Consider the following 22,473-nt stretch of genomic DNA (forward strand, 5'->3'; position numbering starts at 1 on the left):
GGTCCGGGGCAGCGCCCCCGGAGCCCCGCGCGTCGAACGCGAGGCTGAACATGCCGAGCACGCCGCAGGCGTTACGCGTCGGGGGCTTCCACTCCGCAGTAGCCCGCGAAGGCCGCCAGGATCTCGTCCTCCGAGATGCGGCCGTCGCGGTCCGCGTCCAGGGCCGCCGCCACCTGGGTGGCCAGCTCCGGGGCGGTGCCCAGGACGCGCAGCACCCGCGCCGCGTTCGGTGGCGTCGCGCCGCCGCCGTCCTCGTCCGCCACCGCGATCACGGCCCGCAGGAACGGCCGCGCGATCTCCGCGAACCGCTCCGGGTTGTCGCGCAGCCGCTTTGCGGCCCCGGTGATGAACTCGTCGCGGGACACCCGCTGGTCCCCGTCGACGTCCGCGATGCCGGCCATTCCCTGCCAGAAGGCCTCGGCGCCCGCGAAGACGGCCTGGCCCTTGTCCGACCGGGCGGTGGTGCCGAATTCGGCCAGGACGGCCTTCGCGGCCGCGCTGAAGTCCTCCCGGTCGATATAGCCGGACCCGTCCTGGTCGAAGGTGGCGAATCGGGCGGCGATCTTTCGCTCGTATTCTGCGCTGTCCATTTCGGCGTTCCGCCTTCACATGTGCAGTGGGGTTCAGATCAAGACAAGGCAGGAGCGTAAGCCCTATGTGGCCTGAGCGTTAAGCGAAGTGGTCGAGGAGGCGGCCGCATCGAACCCGCGCACGGGGAGCGCGGCGGGGCGCGTACACCTGTCCCCATGTGCCGTCGGGCGTACCACCGTTCACGCCCTGCCACGCCCCTATCACGCAGGGCGCACTTCCAGGGTGAGGTTCTTCCAAAACAGGCGCGATCCGCCATGTGCCCACTACATTCGTTGAGTCGACACACGGCTGGGGGCATTCATGCCGAAGGACGCACCACCGCGCTGGGACCGCCGCATGCAGCAGCGGCTCGCCCGTGGCGAGGCTGCCGCGCTCGGGGAGCTGTACGACCGCTTCGCCTCGCTCGTGCACAGCCTGGCGCACCGGGTGCTGGGCGACGAGAAGGCGGCGGACCGGATCACCCGCGAGGTCTTCGGCTACATCTGGGAGAACCCGGACGCCTACGACCCGAAGCAGGGCTCCATGCGCTCCTGGGTCGCCCGGATCACCCAGGGCCAGGCGGTGGCCCGGCTGCGCCAGGCCGAACTGGGCCGCGGCTCACGCGAGGAGCTGGAGCAGAAGGTGCGCAGCGCCAACGCGGCCGCCCGCGCCGACTACATCGTCACCTCGATGCCCGCGCCCCTGCGCGCAGCGCTGGAACTGGCCTACTTCAAGCGGCGCGACTACCGGCAGGCCGCCGCCGACCTGCAGATCAGTGAGGACGAGGCGCGGCGCAGGCTGCGGCTCGGGCTGCAGTTGCTGTCGACGGCCAACGCCCTCCCTCAGGAGGAGACCGCCCGGTCCGGATATGGAACGCCCCGATGAACGGCCCTCCCCGGTCGCCCGATGACGGATACGCGCGTCCCGGCGGCCAGCCGCGGATACCGGGTCCGCGCGGGGCCGCGGACGACCTCGACCCGGGGCACGCTCCGCGGTTGATGCCGCCACCGCCGCCGCCTGCCGAGGTGCCGCCTCCGCCCTCGCACGCCGTGCTGAAGTCCCTGCTCGGGGCGTGGGCGCTGGCGGCCTGCTCGGCCGAGGAGACCCAGGCGGTGGAGGACCACCTCACCGAGTGCGCGCCCTGCGCGGAGGAGGCGCTGCGGCTGCGCGACGCGGTGGGGCTGCTGCACCCGGAGGAGAACCTCGACCTGAAACCGCTGCTGCGCTCGCGCGTCCTGGAGGACTGCCTGGGCAAGCGGCCGGCCCGTATTCCGGTGCCGGTGTGGGCAAGTCCGTACGACACCGAGACCGCGCGGCTCGACGCGCTGCTGCAGGACTTCGGGGACTCGGAGTGGCACACCCCGGTGCGGCTCAAGTGGTTCGAGGAGGAGCGGCGGCGGTCGCACCGGACCACGGTGGCGGGGGTGATCGGCCATCTGCTGACCGTGGACGGGCTGATCGCCTCGGCGCTGGGGCTCGACGACCCGCTGGGTCCGGACGCGCCGAAGGGCGGGCCGACCGTGCGGACGGAGCACTTCTGGGGTGCGACGCCGTACCCGGTCACGCGGCAGGTCCGCGACCCGTGGCGGGAACAGGGCCACACGCTGGTGCGTACGGTCTCCTTCGCCGGCCGGGGAGTCGCCGAGCTGGCGGTGGACTACGGCGGCTTCGCGCTGCCGCTCGGGGACGCTTTCCTGGAACGGGCCTTCGAGTGCTGGGTGCACGCGTGGGACATCGCCGAGGCGGTGGACTACCCGTACGAGCCGCCGGCCGGCCCGCACCTGCACCGGATGATCGACCTGGCGGCGCGGCTCCTGCCGGGCGCGCTGGCGCAGCGCAGACGGGCCGGCCTGGCGGCCCCGGCGCGGGGCCTGGTCGCGGCGGGCGCGCCCGGGCGGACCCTGCACCTGGAGATCGAGGGCTCGGGCGGCGGTGGCTGGGACATCGCGCTGGACTCGCCGGGAGCGAAGGCGTCGCCGGAACGCACGGTGGCGGAGATCGCCCTGGACGGCATCGAGTTCTGCCAGCTGGCCGCCGGGCACATCTCCCCGGAGGAGGCGGCGGTGGGCCAGCACGGTGACCGCGAGGCCATCCGCGACGTCCTGTTCGCGGCGGCGTCACTGAGCAGGCTGTAGGGGGGCGGCGGACGTACGAGTATGCGGGGAGCGGTCGGGGCCTTCACCCCCGCGGCCCCACCGCCCCGGGCCGGTGGCTGCCCACCCACCCCCGGGCGCGGGGTGGCCGAGCACGGCGGAAGCCAACCCTGCAGAGGAGAGAAGTGGCCGGCTGCCTTCGGGGAGTGGGATCCGCCGGGGCGGTAGGCAGCGACGTGCTGGGGGTTTCCCGTCAGTCCCATCGTCTCTCCGGTTCGGGCCGGTCCCTCAAGGGCGCTCCTTCGTCGCGTCACTGCGTGATGGCCTGCGGCCACCCTTGACCGACCGTCCCGCCCCGGACATACGAAGACTGTCGGGAAGCCCCCAAAGGAACGGGCCGGGCACTCAAGGATCAGGACGGGGCGATCAGAGATGCGCGAGGAGATCCCGGCGAGCACGACCGACAGACGGGGCCCATCACGGACCACGGCCCGTGTCGGGGGAGGCGCGTCCGATCGTTGCGCGCTTCTCATCTCTCAGCGTCCGACGACCGTCCTGGGCTGGGCATAGGCCGCCCACGACCCGTAGGCGCTCCTCGTGGGAGGCGTCCGGCGGCTGACCGGGGTGGGAAGGCGTGAAACTGCGGCTATTTCGTCGTGGATGCGGGTCAGCGCACGTGGGTGGCCCGAAAGGCCGACCGTTTGCCCCAATTACCCCTGTTTGGGTGTGAGCTTGTGGGGTGATGCTCGCGTTGACCCGGCTTCACGACGGAATAGCGAGACTTTGGCCCCAGGGCGGCCGTCGGTCGCGGTCGTGGAGAAGCGCGTAACGGTCTGGGGCGGCCTATGTCCAGCCCAGGACGGTCGTCGGACGCTGAGACGTCAGGAGCGCGTAGCGATTGGACGCGCTTCCCCGGCACGGCAGGGCGGCTGTGATGGGCCCCGTCTCTGGACCGTGGCTCTTCGCGCCCGACCGGGTCGCGCATCTCTGGCCGCCCCGTCCTGATCCTTGATCTCCCGGCCCGTTCCTTTGGGGGTTTCCCGGCAGTCTTTCGTTTCTCCGGGGCGGGTCGGTCGGTCAAGGGTGGAGCGCAGCGACATCGCGTAGCGACGCGACGTAGGAGCGTCCTTGAGGGACCGGCCCGGCACGGAGGGACGATGGGACTGACGGGAAACCCCCATACGCGACTCTGATGCCGGTCAAGTGGCTCCCGCCTTCCGTCCCCGCCCCGCAGGGTCACGCGTAGCGCTCGCGGAGCTTGTACTTGAGGACCTTGCGCAGGGCCTCGTTGCGGGGAAGGGCTTCCAGGAGTTCTAGTTGTTCCGGGAGCTTGTGGGTCGCCAGGCCTTGGGTGCGGAGGTAGGCGGTCAGCTGGGGGAGGGTCAGGGGGGCGGCTCCCGGGGGTTGTTCCACCACCGCGCAGACGCGTTCGCCGCGGGCCGGGTCCGGCAGGCCGATGACCGCCACGTCCGTGATGCCCGGGAGCTGGTGGAGGAGGTCCTCGATCTCCTTCGCCGAGATGTTCTCGCCCTTGCGGATGATGACGTCCTTGCTGCGGCCGGTGAGGACCAGGTGGCCGTCCTGTGTCAGGTGGCCGAGGTCGCCCGTGATCAGGTAGCCGTCGGGGTCGAAGACGTCCGCCGACCCGTCGCGGTTCAGGTAGCCCTGGCAGACGGCCTCGCCCCGCAGGCGGACCTCGCCGTCGGTGCCCGGGGGCAGCTCGGCCCCGTCCGGTGAGGTGATCCGGATGGACATGCCCGCCGGGGGGCGGCCCTCGGTGGTGGCGAGGTTCTCCGCGGTGTCGTCCGGGGAGCCCATGGTGATCATCGGGACCTCGGTCATGCCGTAGCCGTGGGTCAGCTGGCAGCCCAGCTCCCGTACGACCGCGTGGTAGATCTCCGGCGGCTTGGGGGCGCCGCCGCCTGCCAGGAGGCGCAGGGTGGGGATGAGGGGGACGTCCGGGGCCTTGCGCTGCTCGGTCAGGAACATGGAGTAGAAGGCGGTGGAGCCGCCGGCCACGGTGACCCCGTGGCGGCGGTAGCCGTCCAGCGCGTCCGGCATCGCGAACTTCTCGAAGAGCACCGCGGGGAAGCCGTACAGCAGGAGCATCACCAGGTAGTCCGGCCCGCCTATGTGCGCGTACGGGAAGGCTATGGAGCCTACGTCGGACGGGCTCAGGTGCAGGGCGTGGGCGAGGCAGGAGCCGCCCGCGATCAGGGAGCGGTCGGTGTGCAGGACGCCCTTGGGGTCGGAGGTGGTGCCGGAGGTCCAGTAGATCCAGCGGACGCCGGTGCCGGAGGCGGGCGGCGCGGGGAGTACGGCCGGGTCGCCGTCGGGGAGGTCCGCGTAGGCCTCGAAGACGCCGCGCGCGCCGAGCCGGGCGGCCATGGCGGTGTGGTCGAAGCCGCGCCAGGTTCCGGGGACGGCGAAGTGCTCGGCCTTGGACTCGCGGAGGGCGAAGCCGACCTCGCGGTCCCGGCAGAAGGGGATGACGGGGGTCTGGACGGCGCCGATCCGGGCGAGGGCGACGGAGAGCAGCACGGTCTCGATGCGGGTGGGGAGCTGCCAGGCGACGACGGTGCCGGGGCGCACGCCCATGTCGTGGAGGCCGGCGGCTACGCGTTCGGAGCGGTCGCGCAGTGCGCCGAAGGTGAGCCGGCGGTCGTGTGCGGGGTCCTCGGCGGCTTCGGTCAGGGCGGTGGTGTCCGGGGTCAGCGCGGCCCTGCGGGAGACCAGTTCCCACAGGGTCCGGGACCGGCTCAGTGCTGTCGCGGTCGCGGTGTCCGTCATCCCAGACCTCCCATAGCTGACGGATAGTCAGATCAAGCGCAGAGCGTAGGGCGCCGAAGCTTGTCGGTCCAGGGGTGGCGGGGCTAGCTTGTTTCTGACGATCCATCAGATCGGTGAATTGGGGAGACCATGGAACTGCCTCGGATCATCAGCGTCGACGACCACGTGATCGAGCCCGCGCACCTGTTCGACGTCTGGCTGCCCGCCAAGTACCGCGACCGCGGCCCCAAGGCGCTCACCGCCGGTATCGGCGAACTCGCCTACACCGGCGGCAAGTACGTCATCACCATGGACCCTGACGGCCCGCCGACCGACTGGTGGATCTACGAGGACCTGAAGTTCCCGTACAAGCGCAACATCGCCGCCGTCGGCTTCGACCGCGACGACATGACCCTGGAGGGCATCACCCGCGAGGAGATGCGCCGCGGCTGCTGGGACCCCAAGGCGCGCCTCGCCGACATGGACCTCAACCACGTCGAGGCCTCGCTCTGCTTCCCGACCTTCCCGCGTTTCTGCGGCCAGACCTTCGCAGAGGCCGAGGACAAGGAGGTCGCCCTCGCCTGTGTCCGCGCCTACAACGACTGGATGGTCGAGGAATGGTGCGGCGACAGCGGCGGCCGGCTGATCCCGCTGTGCATCATCCCGCTCTGGGACATCGACCTGGCGGTGGCGGAGATCCGGCGCAACGCGGCCCGCGGGGTGAAGGCCGTGACCTTCTCCGAGATCCCCACCTACCTCGGGCTCCCCTCCATCCACTCCGGCTACTGGGACCCCTTCTTCGCCGTCTGCCAGGAGACCGGCACGGTGGTCAACATGCACATCGGGTCCAGCTCCCAGATGCCCGCCGCCTCCCCCGACGCACCCCCCGCCGTCCAGGCCTCGCTCAGCTTCAACAACGCGATGGCCTCGATGATGGACTTCCTCTTCAGCGGCGTCCTCGTGAAGTTCCCGACGCTCAAGCTCGCCTACAGCGAGGGCCAGATGGGCTGGATCCCCTACGCCCTGGAACGCGCCGACGACGTCTGGGAGGAGCACCGGGCCTGGGGCGGGGTCCGCGACCTGATCCCCGAGCCGCCGTCCACGTACTACTACCGGCAGATGTTCTGCTGCTTCTTCCGCGACAAGCACGGGATCGCCTCCCTCGACGTCGTCGGACGCGACAACGCGACCTTCGAGACCGATTACCCGCACGTGGACTCGACCTTCCCGCACACCAAGGAGGTCGCCCTCGACCACGTGAAGGGGCTGGACGACGAGACGGTCTACAAGCTGATGCGCGGCAACGCCATCCGCATGCTCGGCCTCGACCTGGACCGCGACCGCCGATGGACCTGACCTACACCGAGGAGGAGCAGGACTTCCGGGCCCGGCTGCGCGCATGGCTCGCCAAGGTGCTTCCCGAGCTGCCCGCCAGACCGTCCCCCGACGACTGGCCGGGCCGGCGCGCGTACGACCTCGGCTGGCAGCGCAGGCTGTACGAGGCCGGCTACGCGGGCCTGCACTGGCCGGTGGACGCGGGCGGCCGCGGAGCCACCCCGACCCAGCACCTGATCTTCCTGGAGGAGACCGAGCGCGCCGGTGCCCCGTACGTCGGCGCGAACTTCGTCGGGCTGCTGCACGCCGGCCCGACCGTCGCCGCCGAGGGCACGGCGCAGCAGCGGGCGCGCTGGCTGCCGCCCGTGCTGCGCGGCGACGAGGTGTGGTGCCAGGGGTTCAGCGAGCCCGGCGCGGGCTCCGACCTGGCCTCCCTGCGGACGCGGGCCGTGCGCGACGGTGACGACTACGTGATCAGCGGGTCGAAGATCTGGACCTCGCACGCGGAGGTCGCCGACTGGTGCGAGCTGCTGGTGCGCACCGATCCCGCGGCGCCCAAGCACCGGGGGATCTCCTGGCTGGCCATGCCGATGGACGCGCCGGGGGTGACCGTACGGCCGCTGCGCACGCTGGCCGGGTCGGCCGAGTTCGCGCAGATGTTCCTCGACGAGGTACGGGTCCCGGTGGCCAACCGGGTCGGCGCGGAGAACGACGGCTGGCGGGTCACCATGGTCACGCTGTCCTTCGAGCGCGGCACCGCCTTCGTCGGCGAGGTCGTCGCCTGCCGCCGGACCCTGGGGGAACTGGCCCGGACGGCGAAGGCCAACGGCCGGTGGGACGACCCGGTGCTGCGGCGCAGGCTGGGACGGCTGTACGGAGAGTTCGGCGCGCTGTGGCGGCTCACCCAGTGGAACGTCAGCGAGGCCGGGCGATCGGCGGGCGGGGTCCCCGGCATCGGCGGTTCCGTCTTCAAGCTCGCCTACTCGCACGCCCGCCAGGAGCTGTACGACACGGCGGCGGAGGTCCTCGGAGCCCAGTCCCTGTCCCTGGAGGAGGAGTGGACCCTGGACCGGCTCTCCTCCCTCTCGTACACGATCGCGGCGGGCACCTCGCAGATCCAGCGGAACATCGTCGCCGAGCGGATCCTCGGCCTCCCGAAGGGCCGGTGAGGGGCATGGACTTCCAGCCGACCGAGGACCAGAAGGACCTGCGGGCGGGCGTACGGGACCTGCTGGCGGGCCGGTACGGACGCGAGGCGCTGCGGGCGTCGGTGGACACGGGCACGAGCGTGGACCGCGCGCTGTGGCGGGAGCTGGGCGAGGCGGGCTTCTTCGCGCTGCGCCTGCCGGAATCCGAGGGCGGTGTGGGCCTGGGCCTGCCGGAGGCGGTCCTGGTCTTCGAGGAGGCCGGGCGGGCGCTGGTGCCGGGCCCGCTGGTGGCCACCCACCTGGCCGCCGGGGTGGTCCCGGGGGCGGCGGCGGGGACGGCGGTGGTGAGCGCCTTCGACCTGGGCGGGCCGCTGGTGGCCCACCTGGGGGAGGCGGACGCGGTGCTGGGGGCGTCCGGGGTGCCGGCGGGCGTGCCGGTGCGTTCGGTGGACCCGCTGACTCCGCTGCACCGGGTGGCGGTGGCGGGCGACGCCTCGGCGTACCGGGAGGAGGGGGCGCTGCTGACGGCCGCGCTGCAGCTCGGGAGCGCGCTGCGGACGGTGGAGCTGGCGGTGCGGTACGCGGGCGAGCGCGAGCAGTTCGGGCAGCCGATCGGGGCGTTCCAGGCGGTCAAGCACCTGTGCGCGCGGATGCTGGTGCGGGCGGAGGTGGCCCGTACGGCGGTCTACGCGGCGGCGGTGACGGGGGACGCGGGCGAGGTGGCCGCGGCCAAGCTCCTCGCGGACGAGGCGGCGGTGCTGGGGGCCCGGGACTGCCTGCAGGTGCACGGCGGGATGGGCTTCACGTGGGAGGCGGACGTGCACCTGCACCTGAAGCGGGCCTGGGTGCGGGCGGAGCAGTGGCGGACGGCGGCGCAGGCGGAGGAGCTGCTGGCGCAGGAGCTGCTGGGCCCGGCGGGGCAGGCGGGGCAGGCGGGGTAAGGGGCCGGGCGGGGTAACGGGGGCCGGGCGGGGTTGGGCGCGGGGAGGCGGCGACTTCGGTGGGAGACCCTCGGCGGCCGTCGCTCACGGTGATGTGGAGGCACGGGAAGGACGGCGCGGGACGCATGTCCGATTACAGAGAGTTGATATCGGTTTGTGTCCTACGCCCAACTCATTGCGGCCCGGAAGCGGGGGCCTGCTCCGGTACGCTCCCACGAATGCGAGCGGTTGAGCGGCGCGAGCGTCGCACAGTATGCACCACGCCCACACCTTCGCGCGGGAATATGCCCGAAGCGCTTGTTGTCGTGACTGTATGTCAACCATGCTGCTACGGAAGGGGATCACAGCGGGTGATTCCGTCCTGTCGCGAGGCGAAGTGTCCGCCGGTTCGGATGGTGTGAGCGGTGCAGGTGCTTCAGGTTCAGCTTGAGGTCGGTGCGGATCCCGCCGAGGTCGGCCGGGCCCGCCGGTGGGCGCGTTCCCGGCTGGCGGGGTCGGGCATAGGGGACGACGAGCCGCTCGCCGAGACGCTGGTCCTGCTGATCTCCGAGCTGGTCACGAACGCGGTCGTGCACACGGGCTGTCCGGCCGTGCTGCGGATGCTGTTCGGGGGGCCGGGGGTGCGGGTCGAGGTGGCCGACGCGAGCGACCGGGCGCCGAGCCGCCGGCAGGCGTGTGGGGAGGACACCGGCGGGCGCGGCCTGGAGCTGGTCGACGGGCTGGCGGACCGATGGGGCTGGCAGCGGGAGGGCGCGGGCAAACAGATCTGGTGCGAGATCGACCGCGCGCAGAAATCGACCTCCGACCGCGCGTCCGAGCGGCCCTCGGACGGCCCGTCGGAATTTCATACCCCGCCACGGGAACCGCGCGTGTACCTCTAACGAGGTGTTGACGGTTCGTCACATCTTGATCACCCTGGTGTGGAGCGATTCGACGCGAGGGGACGCCAAGGGCACGCCTTGACGAGTGCGGGTCGTGGGGTGGCGGCTGCCGTGCCGCGCTCGGGGCGTGCACGCGCGTCGCCGCCACCCGCAGTACCCGCCGGGCCTCCTCCTGGGGGAGGAGGCCGGACCGGGCCGCGGGTCCCGGGCGCCGGGGGAGGGCGGGACCCGCGACCTCGTGCCCGTGGCCGATGTGCCGTGCCGGGGCCCGTTCCTAGCCTCGGGGCATGAGATCACACGAAGCGGCCGAGGCGCCGCCCGCCGCCGGCCGAACCCTCGGCCCCGCCGCCCGCCGCGCGTCTTGCGTGGGCCTCGTCCTCGCCGCCTGCCTCGCCGCCACCCCCACCCTGGCCGTCGCCGCCGGGGCCGCGTCCGCCGGGGCCGCGCCCCCGTCCGCGTCCGCCGCGAACCGCCCCGGGGCCGGCCTCGACCGGTACTACCAGCAGCGGCCGGCCTGGGGCAGCTGCGTCACGGGCCCCGACGACACCACGGGCCCTGATCTGGACAGGGCAGGTGTGCAGTGCGCGGACGTGACCGTGCCGCTGGACTACGCCGCCCCCCGGGGACGCACGATCACCGTGGCGATATCCCGGCTCAAGGCCACCGACACCCGTCACCGCATCGGCGCGATCCTGCTGAACACGGGCGGCCCCGGCGGCCCCGCCCGGGCCTACCCGCCGACGGCCCGCGCGGCGATGAAGGAAGTCGGGGCCCGCTACGACATCGTCGGCTTCGACCCGCGCTTCGTCGGGCGCAGCACCCCGCTGGACTGCGGCTGGCCCCTCGGTATGACCTGGCTGTCGGCCGGCGCCGACCGGGCGGGCTTCGACCGGCAGGTCGCCCTGCAGAAGAGCCTGGCCGACAAGTGCCGGGCCACCGGCGCCTCCGTGCTCCCGCACATCAGCACCCGCAACACCGCCCGCGACATGGACGTCATCCGCGGCGCGCTCGGCGAGCGGAAGATCTCCTACCTGGGCTACTCCTACGGCACCTACCTGGGCACGGTCTACACCCAGATGTTCCCCGGCCGCCACGACCGGATGGTGCTCGACGGGGCGATCGACCCGGGCGACTACCGCCCCCGACTGCTGGAGGGCACGGAGCGCGAGAACGAGAAGGCGCTGTCCGACTGGGCGGGCTGGGCGGCGGAGCGCCACGGCACCTACGGCCTCGGCCGCACCCGCGCCGAGGTGCTCGCCTCCGTCGACCGCGTCGTCGCGGCATCCGCGCGCGGCCCGCTGACCATCGGTTCGGGCGCCGACGCCTTCCGGATCGACGACAGTCAGGTGCCGCTCCTGCTGTTCTCGGGCATCGCGGACGACACCGAGCCCGCGCGGGCGTCCTTCGGCGAGCTGCTGTCCGTACTGGCCGAGGCCGCCGGCGGGGCGCCCACCACGCTGCCCGCGGGGTTCGCCGGGGAGCTCCGGTACGCGCTGCGCGGGGAGGGCGAGCCCACGGGAGCGCAGTCCGCGATCATCTGCGGGGACGTGGCCGCCGGGCGCGATCCCGAGCAGTACTGGCGGGACATCGAGCGCAGCCGCGCCGCGCATCCCCTGTTCGGCCCGCTGACCCGCAACATCAACCCGTGCGCCTTCTGGGACCGGCCGCGCGAGGAGCCCACCCGGGTACGGCGTGATGCCTCCGCGCTGATCGTGGCCGCCACCGGCGATCCGCGCACCACGTACAAGGGCAGCGTAGAGCTGCGCCGACAGCTGCCGAGCTCCAGGCTGATCACTCTGGAGGGCGCGAACCGGCATGCCCTCTACGGGAGTTACGCCAACACCTGCGTGGACGACCAGGTCAACAGGTACCTGGCCACCGGCAAACTGCCCGCGGAGGACCGGACCTGCGCCAAGGAGACCGGCTGAGGCCGGCGTGGGTCACAGCGCCGCGAGGAGGTCGTCGAGCGGGGCCGGCACCTCTTCGGGAGCGAGGGCGTCGACGAGGAGGCGGCCGTAGCGGATCTTGCGGCCCTTCTTCGTGCCGAGGAAGCGCCGCAACTGCCGCTGCCGGGGGCGGCCGTGCTGGGCGGGCTGCCGCACGAAGGTCTGCCAGGAGCGCAGGTCGCCCTCGGACCGGAGGACCTCCTCGATCCGCGCCGTGCCCAGCGCGCGGATGAGTTCGTCCTCCAGGTCCGCGACGCACACGAAGAAGCCGCTGCTCGGCGCCCCGGCCCGCGCCAGGGCGCGGTCGTAGAAGGGCTGCTCGCGTTCGTCGCTCAGTCCCGTCAGGCGCAGGCCGAGGCCGGGCGGCCCGAGGAGGCCGGTGTAGCGGCCCACGCTCATCGCCCCGCCCATCGGTACGACGCACACCCCCTCGGCGGCGAGGTCGCGGCCGCGGCGTGCGGCGAGCGCCTCGACGGCCGCGAGGTCGCTGGGCCCTTCCAGCAGCACGGCCGTCCGCACGCCCAGCCGGGCGGCCAGCTCGCTCGCGGCCTCGCCGGGACCCCCGGCCGCCCAGTCGTCGACCGCTTTCCGGAACGCCCGCATGTCCGCCATGGGCCGAGTCTGCGCCTTCACCGGCGCCGGGGCACGGAATTTTCGGCGCCGACCGGCCCCTGAGCCGGCGCGGAGCGGCCGGCGGCGGTGGCGGGGTACGGGCGCCACCGCCGCCGGGGCGTCTCAGCCGTCGGTGCAGATCACGTCGTACGGGCGGCCGACGGCCATGATCAGCTCGATGGGCTTGGTGGTCCCGGACGGGCACTCGGCCTTCGTCTTGACGAGGCCGAGGACCTTCTGGGCGCCCGAGCCGCCACAGGCGACCTCCTTGGCCTGGGAGGTCACGCAGTCGCCCTTCACCAACTGGCCGCCGCCGGCGCCGGCGTCGCCGGGGTGGTCGCCCGAGAGGTTGCGGCCGCAGACCGTGTTGGTGGGGATGCCGCTCGACTTGCCGCCGTAGGAGATGCTCACGTCGATCATCAGGTCCGTGCCGGGCGGGCACTGGATCGCGCCCGGGAGGATGCTGGCTTCCTTGATGTCGATGGCCTTGAAGGTGGCGCCGGACTCGGAGCAGCCCTGCCGCTTGTACGCGCCGGCGGCCTTGGCCGGGTCGGGGCCGCCGCAGTCGCCGACCTTCCACGCGCTGGAGGTGTCGGAGGAGGACTCGGGGGATCCGGGGTCCTTGGCGGTGGGCTTGGCGGAGGGGGAGGCCGAGGGGGACGCCGACGGCTTGCCGTCGTCCTTGCGGAGCGACTGCATGACGAAGTAGCCGCCGATGATGACCACGGCGAGCACGATGACGGCGACGACGTTGCCGCCGGAGCGGCGCCTGGGGGCGGGCGGCGGCGTTACCTGGTACGGGTTGGCCATGCGGACTTCTCCTGCGGGGAACGTGGCGGGGACGGGGGGTGACGCACGCGAACGGTGACGCGTCATGTACACCTCATGGTTCCACGCCGCCGTACGCCCCGGGGCCGTGCGGCCGAAGCCACCGGGCCGGGGCGCGATCCTCAGGTCAGAGGACGGCCACCGGGGCCACGGGGGTTCCGGTGCCGCCGACGAAGGGTTCCGGCATCGCGGAGAGGAGGAACGCGTAGCGGTTCCCTTCTGCACAGGCTGTGGACAACTTTTCGAGGTTCCAGTTCTGGCCCTGGTGCATGCCCATCTCGACCAGGTGGAGGGCGTGGACCGGGAGCCACAGGTTCTCGATCTCCGGCGGGAAGATCTCGAAGGTCAGCGTGTCGTTCGCGACGGCCGCCACGTCCCGCGCGTGGAACCACTCGGGCGTACGGAGGGACAGCCCGGGGGAGGGGAAGCCGTAGCCGTGCTTGTCGCCCGCCAGGTAGACCTGGATCTGGCCGGTGCGGACCAGGACGATGTCGCCGGGACGGACGGTGACCCCGCCGAACTCCTCGGCCTCGGCGAGGTCCCCGGGGGTCACCGCGTGGTCGCCCGGCAGCCGGTCCAGCCCCTTCGCGCGCGCCACGTCGAGGAGCACCCCGCGCGAGACGATGGGGCCGGCCTTGTCTATGCCGCTGAACTCGGCGCGGCCGTGGGCCGTGATGGTGCCGGCCGGGCGGCCGTTGTAGATCTTCCCCGAGTGCGAGACATGGGTGAGGGCGTCCCAGTGGGTGCCCGCCTGGAGACCCATGCTCACCGCGTCGTCGCTGCAGGCCACCGTGCCGGGCCCGAAGAGCTCCTGGTTGATCTGCACCATCGTGTGCAGCGGGTTGATCCGGCCGGGGATCATGCCGACCTGCACCCCGTCCTCCTTGAGGGGGAGGGCGAGCGGGATCCGGCGGCCGGTGCGGATCTGTGCCGCGGCGCCCCGGACCACCTCGTCGGTGATCAGGTTCAGGGTGCCGATCTCGTCGTCGGCGCCCCAGCGTCCCCAGTTGTTGACGCGCTTGGCGATGTCGTGGAACTCGGCGGGCAGGGTCATGGGCGTCGACGGCTCCTTGCGTGGATGCGGCGGTTACGACGGCAACGAGGGCTTGTGCAGGTGCATCTGGCTACCCATAGAATCTAACGGTCCGTCAGAAATCGCGGGAAGGGGCCGGACGTGGGGAACTTCTTGGCAGGCAAGGTCGTCGCCGTCACCGGCGCCGGCCGGGGCATCGGACGGGCCGTGGCACTCGCCGCGGCCGCCGAGGGCGCCAAGGTCGTCGTCAACGACTACGGGGTCGGGATCGAGGGCGCGGAGCCCACCAGTGAGATCGCCGAGGCCGTGGTGAAGGAGATCACCGCCCTCGGCGGGGAGGCCGTCGCCGTCGCCGACGACATCTCCACCATGGCGGGCGGCCAGCGCCTCGTCGACACGGCGCTCGCGCGGTACGGCCGCATCGACGGCGTCGTGTGCGTGGCCGGCATCCTGCGCGAACGGATGCTGTTCAACATGTCCGAGGAGGAGTGGGACCCGGTCATCGCCACCCACCTCAAGGGCACCTTCACCGTCTTCCGCGCCGCCTCCGCCGTCATGCGCAGGCAGGGCACGGGCACCCTGATCGGCTTCACCAGCGGCAACCACCAGGGCTCCGTCGCCCAGGCCAACTACAGCGCCGCCAAGGGCGGGATCATCTCGCTCGTCCGCTCCGCCGCGCTGGGCCTGGCCAAGTACGGGGTCACGGCCAACGCCGTCGCACCCGTCGCCCGCACCCGGATGTCCGCGGGCGTCCCCATGGAGCTCAAGGAGATCGGCGAGCCCGAGGACGTGGCGGCGCTGGTCACCTACCTGCTCAGCGACCGGGCCAGGGCCGAGGACATCACCGGGCAGGTCTACACGATCGCCGGCCCGAAGATCGCCGTCTGGGCGCAGCCGCGCGAGCTGCGCGCCGGATACGCCGACGGGGCCTGGACGCCGGAGAAGATCGCCGACTTCCTGCCCGGCACGGTGGGCAGCGACCCGATGCCGATGCTCGCGCAACTGGAGGCCATGGCCAGGGCGGCGGCCGCCAAGGACCGCCCCAACGCGTAGGACCGGCCGGGACGGGGGCAGGACAGCACCGGCCAGGCCAGGCCAGGCCAGGACGGAATCGGACCGGACGGGATCGGACCGGACAGGACCAGGGGGAGCGGCGTGGACTTCAGCTTCGGGGCCGAGGACGAGGAGCTGCGCGGGCGCGCCCGGGCGTGGCTGTCGGAGCACCTCGTGGGCCCGTACGCGCAGGCCGTCGGCCTCGGCGGACCGGGCAGCGAGCACGAGGGGGCCGGGATCCGGCGGGCATGGGAGCGCGAGCTCGGCCGGGGCGGCTGGATCGGGCAGGGCTGGGAGGCCGACGGGTGGGGAAACCGGCGGCTCTCCCTGACCGGCCAGGTGGTGTGGGCCGAGGAGTACGCGGCCCTGCGCGCGCCCGGCCGGGTCGGCCACATCGGCGAGAACCTCCTCGCCCCGACCCTCATCGCCTACGGGACGCCCGAGCAGCAAGGCCGCTTCCTGCCCGGCATCGCGCGGGGCGAGGAGCTGTGGTGCCAGGGCTACAGCGAGCCGGACGCCGGCTCCGACCTCGCGGGGATCCGCACGGCCGCGGTACGGGACACGGCCGACGGGCGGTACCGGGTGACCGGCCAGAAGATCTGGACCTCGCTCGCCCACGACGCCGACTGGTGCTTCGTGCTGGCCCGCACCGAGCCCGGCTCGCGCCGTCACCGGGGGCTGTCGTTCCTGCTCGTACGCATGGACCAGCCCGGCCGCGTCGAGGTCCGCCCGATCCGGCAGATGTCGGGCACGAGCGAGTTCAACGAGGTGTTCTTCGACGGGGCGGTCGCGGCGGAGGTCGTCGGCGCCGAGGGCGACGGCTGGACCGTGGCCATGGGCCTGCTCGCCCTGGAGCGGGGGGTCTCGACCCTGGTCCAGCAGATCGGGTTCGCGGCGGAACTGGAGCGCGTCCTGGCGTCGTACGCGGCGCGGGCCGCGGCGGGCGCCGGGGACCCGGTCCTGCGGGACCGGCTCGTACGGCAGTGGGCCGAGCTGCGCACGATGCGGTGGAACGCGCTGCGCACCCTCGGCGCCGACGGGGATCCGGGCGCGCCCAGCGTGGCCAAGCTGCTGTGGGGCGGCTGGCACCGGCGGCTCGGGGAGCTGGCGGTGGAGGTCCGCGGCGCGGCGGCCACGGCCGGGCCGGCGGGCTGGGCGCCCGGGCTCCCGTACGAGCTCGGACTCGACGAGGAGCAGCGCCTGTTCCTGTTCACCCGTGCCGACACCATCTACGGCGGCTCGGACGAGATCCAGCGGAACATCATCGCCGAGCGTGTGCTCGGCCTGCCTAAGGAGTCCAGGTGAGAGGCGTCGTGTTCGACGGCAAGCAGGCTCAGGTGGTCGACGACCTGGAGATCCGGGACCCGGGGCCGGGGGAGGTGCTGGTCGCGATCGGTGCGGCCGGGCTGTGCCACAGCGACCTGTCGGTGATCGACGGGACGATCCCGTTCCCGCCGCCCGTGGTGCTCGGGCACGAGGGCGCGGGGGTCGTGGAGGCGGTGGGTCCGGGGGTCACCCACGTGGTGCCGGGCGATCACGTGGCGCTGTCCACCCTGGCCAACTGCGGGGCGTGCGCGGACTGCGACCGGGGCCGGCCGACGATGTGCCGCAAGGCGATCGGGATGCCGGGGCAGCCGTTCTCGCGGGGCGGGAAGCCGCTGTTCCAGTTCGCCTCCAACTCCGCCTTCGCGGAGCGCACGATCGTCAAGGCCGTGCAGGCCGTGAAGATCCCGGCCGACATCCCGCTCCCCTCGGCGGCGCTCATCGGCTGCGGGGTCCTCACGGGGGTGGGGGCGGTACTGAACCGGGCGCGCGTGGACCGCGGTGAGACGGTGGTCGTCATAGGCACCGGCGGCATCGGGCTGAACGTGCTGCAGGGGGCCCGGATCGCGGGCGCCACGACCATCGTGGCGGTGGACGCGAACCCGGCGAAGGAGGCGGTGGCCCGGCAGTTCGGCGCCACGCACTTCATCGACGCGTCCGCCGTCGCCGACTCGTCGGCGGCGGTCCGCGAGATCCTGCCGACCGGCGCCGACCACGCCTTCGAGTGCGTGGGCGACGTCAAGCTGATCCGCCAGGCGATCGACCTCCTCGACCGGCACGGGCAGGCGGTCCTGCTCGGCGTGCCCGGCTTCCAGGAGGAGGCGTCGTTCCTCGTGTCGTCCATGTACCTGGACAAGACGATCATGGGCTGCCGGTACGGGTCCTCGCGCCCGCAGCGGGACATCGCGCTCTACGCCGAGCTCTACCGGCAGGGCCGGCTGCTGCTGGACGAACTGGTGACGGAGGTCTACCCGGTCGAGGACTTCGCCAAGGCCGTGGACGACGCCCACCACGGGCGGGTGGCCAGGGGAGTGCTCACCTTCTGACCGGCCGCTGCCGCTCCCCGGAAACGGCTCGGCTCCTCCGCCGGCGGGATCGCACCCGCCGGCGGAGGAGCCGTGAACTGTGTCACCGTCAGTCGAGGACGTCCGGGATCGGGTCGGTGTTGCCGCGCTGCAGTGCCGCCCCGGAGCCGGCGCTCGAACCGAGCGCCCAGTCCATGAGCTTCATGGCGTCCGCGTAGCGCTCCTCGTCGTTCAGCAGGACGCCGATGACGGTCTTGCCGTTACGGGTCGCCGAGTAGACGAGGCACTTGCCCGCGGCGGTGCCGGTGCCGGTCTTGACGCCGATCGCACCCGGGTAGGCGTAGCCGGTGGGGCGCTCCCTGATCAGCAGGTTGCTGTTGCCCCACGTGGCGTCGGTCGAGGTGCCGCCCGTGCTGTAGGTCTTCGCCGCAACGAGCTTCGGGAAGGTGACGCCCGACATCGCGGACTTGGTGAGCTTCGCGAGGTCGCGCGGGGTCGTGAGGTTCTTGCCGGTCGGCGAGATGCCGTCGAAGGAGTCGTAGACGGTCTTGGTCATGCCCAGCGACTTCGCCTTGGCGTTCATCTGCGCGATGAAGTCCGCCTTGCGGGCCGCCGTGGTCGTGCCCTTGCCGAAGGTGTCGGCGAGCGCGTAGGCCGCGTCGCAGCCCGACGGGAGCATCAGCCCGTACAGCAGCTGGCGGACCGTCGGGGTGGCGCCCACCTTCAGGTGGGCCGAGCTCGCACCCTCGCGGACGACGTAGTCCGCGTACTCCTTCTTGATGGTGACCTTCTTGTTGAGGTCCACATTGGGCGTACGGAGCACGACGTGGGCCGTCATGATCTTCGTGGTGCTCGCCCCCTGCCGCTGGGTGTCAGCGGCCTTGCTGGTGAGCGTGGCCCCGCTGGTGCCGTCGATCAGGATCGCGCCGGCGGCCGTGACGGGGGGTGCGGCGACGGGAGCCGCCGACGAGGCCGGCGAGGCGGCCACCAGGAAGGCCCCGGTGGCGACCGTGACGGCGATCGCGCCGCGCGTGCGGCGCATCAGGTTCAGTATCAACTCAAATCCCCGTGTATCCGAAGAATTCCGAAGGGGCTGGAGCACCGAGGTGCCCCAGCCCCGGGGGGAGCTTACGCAGCGGACGGACGCAGGGACGTCGAACTGCGGGGGAGGAACGGCCCGGGCCCCGTCCAGCGGTCGGCGCGTCCGGCGGCAGGCCCGTCGGCCGGCCCGGCAACAGGCCCGCCAGCCGGCCCGGCAACCGGCCCGTCAGCCGGCGAAACGTCCGAAGCGGCCCTTGTGGAAGAGGAGCGGCTCGCCCTCGCCGGCCGCGCCCATGGCCACCACCCGGCCCACGACGATGAGGTGGTCCCCGCCGGTGTGGACGGCCTGGATCCGGCAGTCGATCCAGGCGGGCACGGCGTCGAGCTGCGGTGATCCCGTGACGGGGGCGGGAGTGTGGGTCACCCCGGCGAACTTGTCCGCGCCGCTGACGGCGAAGGACCGGCACAGCTCACCCTGTGCGGCGCCGAGGATGTTGACGCAGAACACCCCGGCGCGGGCGATCCGCGGCCAGGTGGTCGACGTACGCGCCACCATGAAGGTGACCAGGGGCGGGTCGAGGGACAGTGAGGCGAAGGACTGGCAGGCGAAGCCGGCCGGGCCGTCCTCGTCCTCGCCGGGCGGTGCGGTGATGACGGTGACCCCGCTGGCGAAGTTCCCGAGCACGGCCCGGAACTCGGCGGGGGACACCGGCGCGCGTTCGTCCTCGCCGACGGCCCGCAGGTCGGGACGCGGCAGGGCGTCGACGGACCCGGGTTCCCGCTGCGCCGAGGCGGAGGTGGGGGAGCCCACTGACCTGAGGTATCGGACGACGGTGGCCGCCATCCCTGCATGTCCCATCACACCGACGATTGAAGCTGACGGTTCGTCAGATAGGAAGAGGCGGGAGGATGGACGCGCTATTTGAACATGTTCAGGAAGGGTGTAGAGTCCCGGTCCGAGAGTCTTGAACGCGTTCAGACAGGGGTGGGTGGGCAGGATGACGCAGGTGAAACGGATGCCGCGGGCGGCGGCGGACCGCGGATGGTGGGCATCGGCACCCGGCGCGGACGCGGTCTTCGCCGGGCAGCTGCTGGTAGGGCTGGCCCTGCTCGTCGCCCTGCCGGAGCCGGACGAGCGCTTCGAACTCACCACCCGGGGAGACGGCCTGCTCGCGTTCGTCGTCGCAGGGGCCGTGGTCGTCCCCGCCCTGCTGCTGGGCATCGGCATGCTGCACTCCTTCGTCTTCACCCGCCCGGCCCTCGCCCTGGCCCGCCGGACGGGCGAAGTCGCCGCCGCACCGGCCTGGCTCCTCGGCATGTCGGCGGCCTGCGCCTTCTTCCTGTGGCGTGCGGCGGGGGTCCCGTTCCTCCCCTCCCTGGCCTGGATCGCGGGCAGCGGCGTACTCCCCCTGCTGGTGGCGGGCCTGGCGCTGCGCACCACCCGGTCGTGCGGCTACGTCGCGACGGCGGCGTACATCACCTCCGGCGTACTCGCGCTGGCCGCCCTGGTCGGCGGGCCGTACGCGAGCGACGGGTTCACCACGAACGGCTACGAGCTGTCCGGGGCGCGGCAGCCGCACCACGCGGCCACCTGGCGCGGTGAGGGCGGCGGGACGGTCCGGCTCCGGGAGGGCGGCGAGCTCGCCGTCGAGGACCTCCCGGTCAATCCGGGCGACGGCTCCGTGGCGCGCTGCACCGCCACGGGCACCTGGCGGGAACAGCCGGCCGACGCGCGGTCCGGCCAGCGGGCCGGGGTGGAACTGACCGTCGGCGATTGCCCCGGCTGGCAGACGCAGTGGCAGGAGGCCGGTCCCGCGGGCCGCCGCCCCGAGCTCCACCCGGTCGGCAACACGGGCCCCGGCTCCATGCGCCCCATGTGGCGCTCCGGCCCGCCGGACGTCCTCCTCTCGCCGTGAGCCCCGGCCGCCGGCCGCTGGCCGCCGACCGTCGCGCCGAGCATCCCGTACCCCCACACGGGTGAAACCCCCTGCCTCCGTGGGTCCGTACGCCCGGGCGCGGGTGGAGGCTCGGCATCGTGGCAGCGACCTCGTACCGCCGCCGTAGTCCCGGGAGGACCCCATGCTCGGCACCGACTTCACCACCGGATCACCCAACTGGCTCGACCTCGGCAGCCCCGACACCGAGGCGGCCGCAGCGTTCTACAACGCCGTCCTGGGCTGGGAGTTCGTCTCCGCCGGACCCGAGGCGGGCGGGTACGGGTTCTTCCAGGTCGACGGCAAGACCGTCGCCGCGCTCGGGCCGCTCACCGAGGAGGGGGCCACGTCCGCCTGGATGCAGCACTTCATGACCCCCGACATCCAGGCCACCGCGACGGCCGTCACCGCCGGCGGCGGCACGGTCCGGATGGAGCCCATGGACGTCATGGGAGAGGGCTGGCTGGCCCAGTTCACCGACCCGCAGGGCGCCGAGTTCGCCTGCTGGCAGCCCGGGAAGACCGCCGGGCTCCAGCTGACCTCCGCCGACAACACGCTGGTGTGGACCGAACTCCACGTGGCGGACCCCGTCGCCGACATCGCCTTCTACACCGGGGTGTTCGGCTGGCGCAGCGCCGAGATGCCCGCGCCCGGAATGATGTACCGGGTGCTGAGCACTGCCGACGGGGACCAGCAGGACGCCTCCTTCGGAGGGATCGCCCCCTTCCTGGGCGAGGGCGGGAACGACCAGGCGCGCTGGGTGCCCTACTTCGCTTCGGCGGACGTCGACGCCACCGTCGCGGCGGCCAAGGCGAACGGCGGATCGGTGCTCATGCCGGCCACCGACCTCCCCGAGGTCGGCCGGATCGCCTGGCTGGCCGACCCGGCCGGAGCGGTGTTCGCGCTGCTCAAGCCCGACCCGCGGATGTAGTTCGCCGGGGCGGTTCCGTCAGCGGCCGAGGTACTTGGGCGAGCGGCGCTCCACGAAGCTCGCCACGCCCTCGTTCGCGTCGGCGGTGGTCATGTTGATCTCCTGGGCAGTGGCCTCGGCGGCGAGTGCGGCCGCCCGGTCACCGTCCAGGGAGGCATTGACGAGCTGCTTGGTCATGGCCAGGGCCCGGGTGGGCCCCTGGGCGAGCCGCTCGGCCCATTCACGGGCCGTCGCCTCCAACTCCGCCGCCGGAACCACCCGGTTGACCAGACCCAGGCGCTCGGCTTCGGCGGCCGGGACGGCATCGCCGAAGAACATCAGCTCCTTGGCCTTCTGCGGCCCGACGAGCCGCGGCAGCAGATACGCGCCCCCGCCGTCGGGGACCAGGCCGCGACGGACGAACACCTCGATGAACCGGGCCGGTTCGGCCGCGATCACGAGGTCGCAGGCGAGGGCCAGGTGGGCTCCGATGCCGGCGGCCGTGCCGTTGACGGCGGCGAGGACGGGCTTCTCGCAGTCGAGCACGGCGGTGATCAGGCGCTGCGCGCCGAGGCGGATCATACGGGCGACGTCACCGGCGACCCTCTCGCCCGCGGGGGCGCTGCCGCGCAGGTCGGCGCCCGCGCAGAAGCCCTTGCCGGTGGCGGTGACGACGACGGCCCGCACGGCCGGGTCGGCGGAGGCCTCGGCGAGCAGCGCGATGACCCGCTCGCGCTGGTCCCAGGTGACGGCGTTCATGGCCTCGGGGCGGTTGAGGGTGATCCACGAGACGTTGTTCTCGATGCGGTGGAGGACTTCGTCCTCCGTGATGCCGGTCATGGTGAACTCCCGTTCCGGGGGGATGGGGTGCGGTGCGTGCGGCGCCGTTGCGGGGGCGCCGCTGCCCCCGAGCCCCCGCGCCTCAAAGGCCGGCGGGGCTGGAGGATTTCCAGCCCGCGCGGCGTTTGAGCGCACGGGCGCGCAGCGCACGTACGGGGTCCGGGCGGAGCCCGGGAAGCGGCGAAAGGGCG

20 protein-coding genes are annotated in these 22,473 nt (G+C 72.8%); 12 read left to right on the plus strand and 8 right to left on the minus strand.

The features are described 5' to 3' along the window. Window positions 1-71: 71 nt before the first annotated feature. Window positions 72-590, minus strand: coding sequence for an EF-hand domain-containing protein (locus tag ACZ573_RS34175; protein ID WP_471312076.1), 519 nt, complete (start codon window positions 588-590; stop codon window positions 72-74). 301 nt (window positions 591-891) lie between these two features. On the opposite strand from ACZ573_RS34175, the gene ACZ573_RS34180 reads away from it, so the two are divergent. Then, window positions 892-1,455 (plus strand): sigma-70 family RNA polymerase sigma factor, encoded by a 564-nt coding sequence (locus ACZ573_RS34180; RefSeq protein WP_030732432.1) that lies wholly within the window; start codon window positions 892-894, stop codon window positions 1,453-1,455. Continuing rightward, window positions 1,452-2,705: a zf-HC2 domain-containing protein gene (locus ACZ573_RS34185; protein WP_471312080.1), complete on the plus strand. Its 1,254-nt coding sequence runs from the start codon at window positions 1,452-1,454 to the stop codon at window positions 2,703-2,705. Before ACZ573_RS34180 ends, ACZ573_RS34185 begins: the two co-directional genes overlap by 4 nt. Window positions 2,706-3,899: 1,194 nt before the next feature. On the opposite strand, the gene ACZ573_RS34190 is transcribed toward ACZ573_RS34185, so the two are convergent. Further along, window positions 3,900-5,453, minus strand: a complete 1,554-nt coding sequence (locus ACZ573_RS34190; protein ID WP_471312082.1) for an AMP-binding protein — start codon at window positions 5,451-5,453, stop codon at window positions 3,900-3,902. Window positions 5,454-5,582: 129 nt separating this feature from the next. Between ACZ573_RS34190 and ACZ573_RS34195 the strand changes: the two genes are divergently transcribed. The 5 genes from ACZ573_RS34195 (at window position 5,583) to ACZ573_RS34215 (ending at window position 11,665) form a co-directional block, all read left to right on the plus strand. Further along, the gene (locus ACZ573_RS34195) at window positions 5,583-6,788 is read left to right on the plus strand and encodes an amidohydrolase family protein (protein WP_471312084.1); all 1,206 of its coding nucleotides are present in this window, start codon (window positions 5,583-5,585) and stop codon (window positions 6,786-6,788) included. After that, window positions 6,779-7,936, plus strand: a complete 1,158-nt coding sequence (locus tag ACZ573_RS34200; RefSeq protein ID WP_471312086.1) for an acyl-CoA dehydrogenase — start codon at window positions 6,779-6,781, stop codon at window positions 7,934-7,936. The genes ACZ573_RS34195 and ACZ573_RS34200 overlap by 10 nt, the downstream gene beginning before the upstream one ends. 5 nt (window positions 7,937-7,941) lie before the next feature. Beyond that, a complete protein-coding gene (locus ACZ573_RS34205; RefSeq protein ID WP_471312088.1) occupies window positions 7,942-8,856 on the plus strand; it encodes an acyl-CoA dehydrogenase family protein in 915 nt (304 codons plus the stop codon). Window positions 8,857-9,260: 404 nt separating this feature from the next. Further along, complete coding sequence (locus ACZ573_RS34210) at window positions 9,261-9,737, plus strand: ATP-binding protein (protein WP_471312090.1); 477 nt, start codon at window positions 9,261-9,263, stop codon at window positions 9,735-9,737. Between the two features lie 287 nt (window positions 9,738-10,024). After that, on the plus strand, window positions 10,025-11,665 hold the full coding sequence (locus tag ACZ573_RS34215) for an alpha/beta hydrolase (protein ID WP_471312092.1): 1,641 nt from the start codon (window positions 10,025-10,027) through the stop codon (window positions 11,663-11,665). A gap of 12 nt (window positions 11,666-11,677) precedes the next feature. Here the strand turns inward: ACZ573_RS34215 and ACZ573_RS34220 are convergent, their stop codons facing one another. The 3 genes from ACZ573_RS34220 to ACZ573_RS34230 all read right to left on the minus strand — a co-directional run bounded on the left by ACZ573_RS34220 (window position 11,678) and on the right by ACZ573_RS34230 (window position 14,177). Continuing rightward, window positions 11,678-12,295 (minus strand): TOPRIM nucleotidyl transferase/hydrolase domain-containing protein, encoded by a 618-nt coding sequence (locus tag ACZ573_RS34220; protein WP_471312094.1) that lies wholly within the window; start codon window positions 12,293-12,295, stop codon window positions 11,678-11,680. Between the two features lie 123 nt (window positions 12,296-12,418). Beyond that, window positions 12,419-13,105 (minus strand): hypothetical protein, encoded by a 687-nt coding sequence (locus ACZ573_RS34225; protein WP_471312096.1) that lies wholly within the window; start codon window positions 13,103-13,105, stop codon window positions 12,419-12,421. Window positions 13,106-13,250: 145 nt separating this feature from the next. After that, on the minus strand, window positions 13,251-14,177 hold the full coding sequence (locus ACZ573_RS34230) for a cyclase family protein (RefSeq protein ID WP_471312097.1): 927 nt from the start codon (window positions 14,175-14,177) through the stop codon (window positions 13,251-13,253). A gap of 120 nt (window positions 14,178-14,297) precedes the next feature. Here ACZ573_RS34230 and ACZ573_RS34235 point away from each other — a divergent pair, with 120 nt between their 5' ends. From ACZ573_RS34235 to ACZ573_RS34245, 3 genes are all read left to right on the plus strand, one after another. Continuing rightward, window positions 14,298-15,209, plus strand: coding sequence for an SDR family oxidoreductase (locus ACZ573_RS34235; RefSeq protein ID WP_471312099.1), 912 nt, complete (start codon window positions 14,298-14,300; stop codon window positions 15,207-15,209). A gap of 102 nt (window positions 15,210-15,311) precedes the next feature. Continuing rightward, the gene (locus ACZ573_RS34240) at window positions 15,312-16,514 is read left to right on the plus strand and encodes an acyl-CoA dehydrogenase family protein (protein ID WP_471312101.1); all 1,203 of its coding nucleotides are present in this window, start codon (window positions 15,312-15,314) and stop codon (window positions 16,512-16,514) included. Then, window positions 16,511-17,578, plus strand: coding sequence for a Zn-dependent alcohol dehydrogenase (locus ACZ573_RS34245; RefSeq protein ID WP_471312103.1), 1,068 nt, complete (start codon window positions 16,511-16,513; stop codon window positions 17,576-17,578). The genes ACZ573_RS34240 and ACZ573_RS34245 overlap by 4 nt, the downstream gene beginning before the upstream one ends. 88 nt (window positions 17,579-17,666) lie before the next feature. Here the strand turns inward: ACZ573_RS34245 and ACZ573_RS34250 are convergent, their stop codons facing one another. Beyond that, window positions 17,667-18,599, minus strand: a complete 933-nt coding sequence (locus tag ACZ573_RS34250; RefSeq protein WP_471312105.1) for a D-alanyl-D-alanine carboxypeptidase family protein — start codon at window positions 18,597-18,599, stop codon at window positions 17,667-17,669. Between the two features lie 225 nt (window positions 18,600-18,824). Next, a complete protein-coding gene (locus ACZ573_RS34255) occupies window positions 18,825-19,442 on the minus strand; it encodes a flavin reductase family protein (RefSeq protein ID WP_471312210.1) in 618 nt (205 codons plus the stop codon). A 154-nt stretch (window positions 19,443-19,596) separates the two neighbouring features. Here ACZ573_RS34255 and ACZ573_RS34260 point away from each other — a divergent pair, with 154 nt between their 5' ends. Together ACZ573_RS34260 and ACZ573_RS34265 are read left to right on the plus strand one after the other, a co-directional pair. Continuing rightward, window positions 19,597-20,514 (plus strand): hypothetical protein, encoded by a 918-nt coding sequence (locus ACZ573_RS34260; RefSeq protein ID WP_471312107.1) that lies wholly within the window; start codon window positions 19,597-19,599, stop codon window positions 20,512-20,514. A gap of 163 nt (window positions 20,515-20,677) precedes the next feature. After that, window positions 20,678-21,463 (plus strand): VOC family protein, encoded by a 786-nt coding sequence (locus ACZ573_RS34265; protein WP_471312109.1) that lies wholly within the window; start codon window positions 20,678-20,680, stop codon window positions 21,461-21,463. Window positions 21,464-21,481: 18 nt separating this feature from the next. Here ACZ573_RS34265 and ACZ573_RS34270 read toward each other — a convergent pair whose 3' ends face one another. Then, the gene (locus ACZ573_RS34270) at window positions 21,482-22,282 is read right to left on the minus strand and encodes an enoyl-CoA hydratase/isomerase family protein (protein ID WP_471312111.1); all 801 of its coding nucleotides are present in this window, start codon (window positions 22,280-22,282) and stop codon (window positions 21,482-21,484) included. Window positions 22,283-22,473 lie beyond the last annotated feature (191 nt).

The organism is Streptomyces sp. NPDC040545 (genome assembly GCF_055595065.1).

Bases quoted from the DNA above. Each gene is read 5' to 3' on its own strand.
- ACZ573_RS34175 (WP_471312076.1), bottom strand. From the start codon at position 590: ATGGACAGCGCAGAATACGAGCGAAAGATCGCCGCCCGATTCGCCACC.
- ACZ573_RS34180 (WP_030732432.1), top strand. From the start codon at position 892: ATGCCGAAGGACGCACCACCGCGCTGGGACCGCCGCATGCAGCAGCGG.
- ACZ573_RS34185 (WP_471312080.1), top strand. From the start codon at position 1,452: ATGAACGGCCCTCCCCGGTCGCCCGATGACGGATACGCGCGTCCCGGC.
- ACZ573_RS34190 (WP_471312082.1), bottom strand. From the start codon at position 5,453: ATGACGGACACCGCGACCGCGACAGCACTGAGCCGGTCCCGGACCCTG.
- ACZ573_RS34195 (WP_471312084.1), top strand. From the start codon at position 5,583: ATGGAACTGCCTCGGATCATCAGCGTCGACGACCACGTGATCGAGCCC.
- ACZ573_RS34200 (WP_471312086.1), top strand. From the start codon at position 6,779: ATGGACCTGACCTACACCGAGGAGGAGCAGGACTTCCGGGCCCGGCTG.
- ACZ573_RS34205 (WP_471312088.1), top strand. From the start codon at position 7,942: ATGGACTTCCAGCCGACCGAGGACCAGAAGGACCTGCGGGCGGGCGTA.
- ACZ573_RS34215 (WP_471312092.1), top strand. From the start codon at position 10,025: ATGAGATCACACGAAGCGGCCGAGGCGCCGCCCGCCGCCGGCCGAACC.
- ACZ573_RS34220 (WP_471312094.1), bottom strand. From the start codon at position 12,295: ATGGCGGACATGCGGGCGTTCCGGAAAGCGGTCGACGACTGGGCGGCC.
- ACZ573_RS34225 (WP_471312096.1), bottom strand. From the start codon at position 13,105: ATGGCCAACCCGTACCAGGTAACGCCGCCGCCCGCCCCCAGGCGCCGC.
- ACZ573_RS34230 (WP_471312097.1), bottom strand. From the start codon at position 14,177: ATGACCCTGCCCGCCGAGTTCCACGACATCGCCAAGCGCGTCAACAAC.
- ACZ573_RS34250 (WP_471312105.1), bottom strand. From the start codon at position 18,599: ATGCGCCGCACGCGCGGCGCGATCGCCGTCACGGTCGCCACCGGGGCC.
- ACZ573_RS34255 (WP_471312210.1), bottom strand. From the start codon at position 19,442: ATGGCGGCCACCGTCGTCCGATACCTCAGGTCAGTGGGCTCCCCCACC.
- ACZ573_RS34260 (WP_471312107.1), top strand. From the start codon at position 19,597: ATGACGCAGGTGAAACGGATGCCGCGGGCGGCGGCGGACCGCGGATGG.
- ACZ573_RS34265 (WP_471312109.1), top strand. From the start codon at position 20,678: ATGCTCGGCACCGACTTCACCACCGGATCACCCAACTGGCTCGACCTC.
- ACZ573_RS34270 (WP_471312111.1), bottom strand. From the start codon at position 22,282: ATGACCGGCATCACGGAGGACGAAGTCCTCCACCGCATCGAGAACAAC.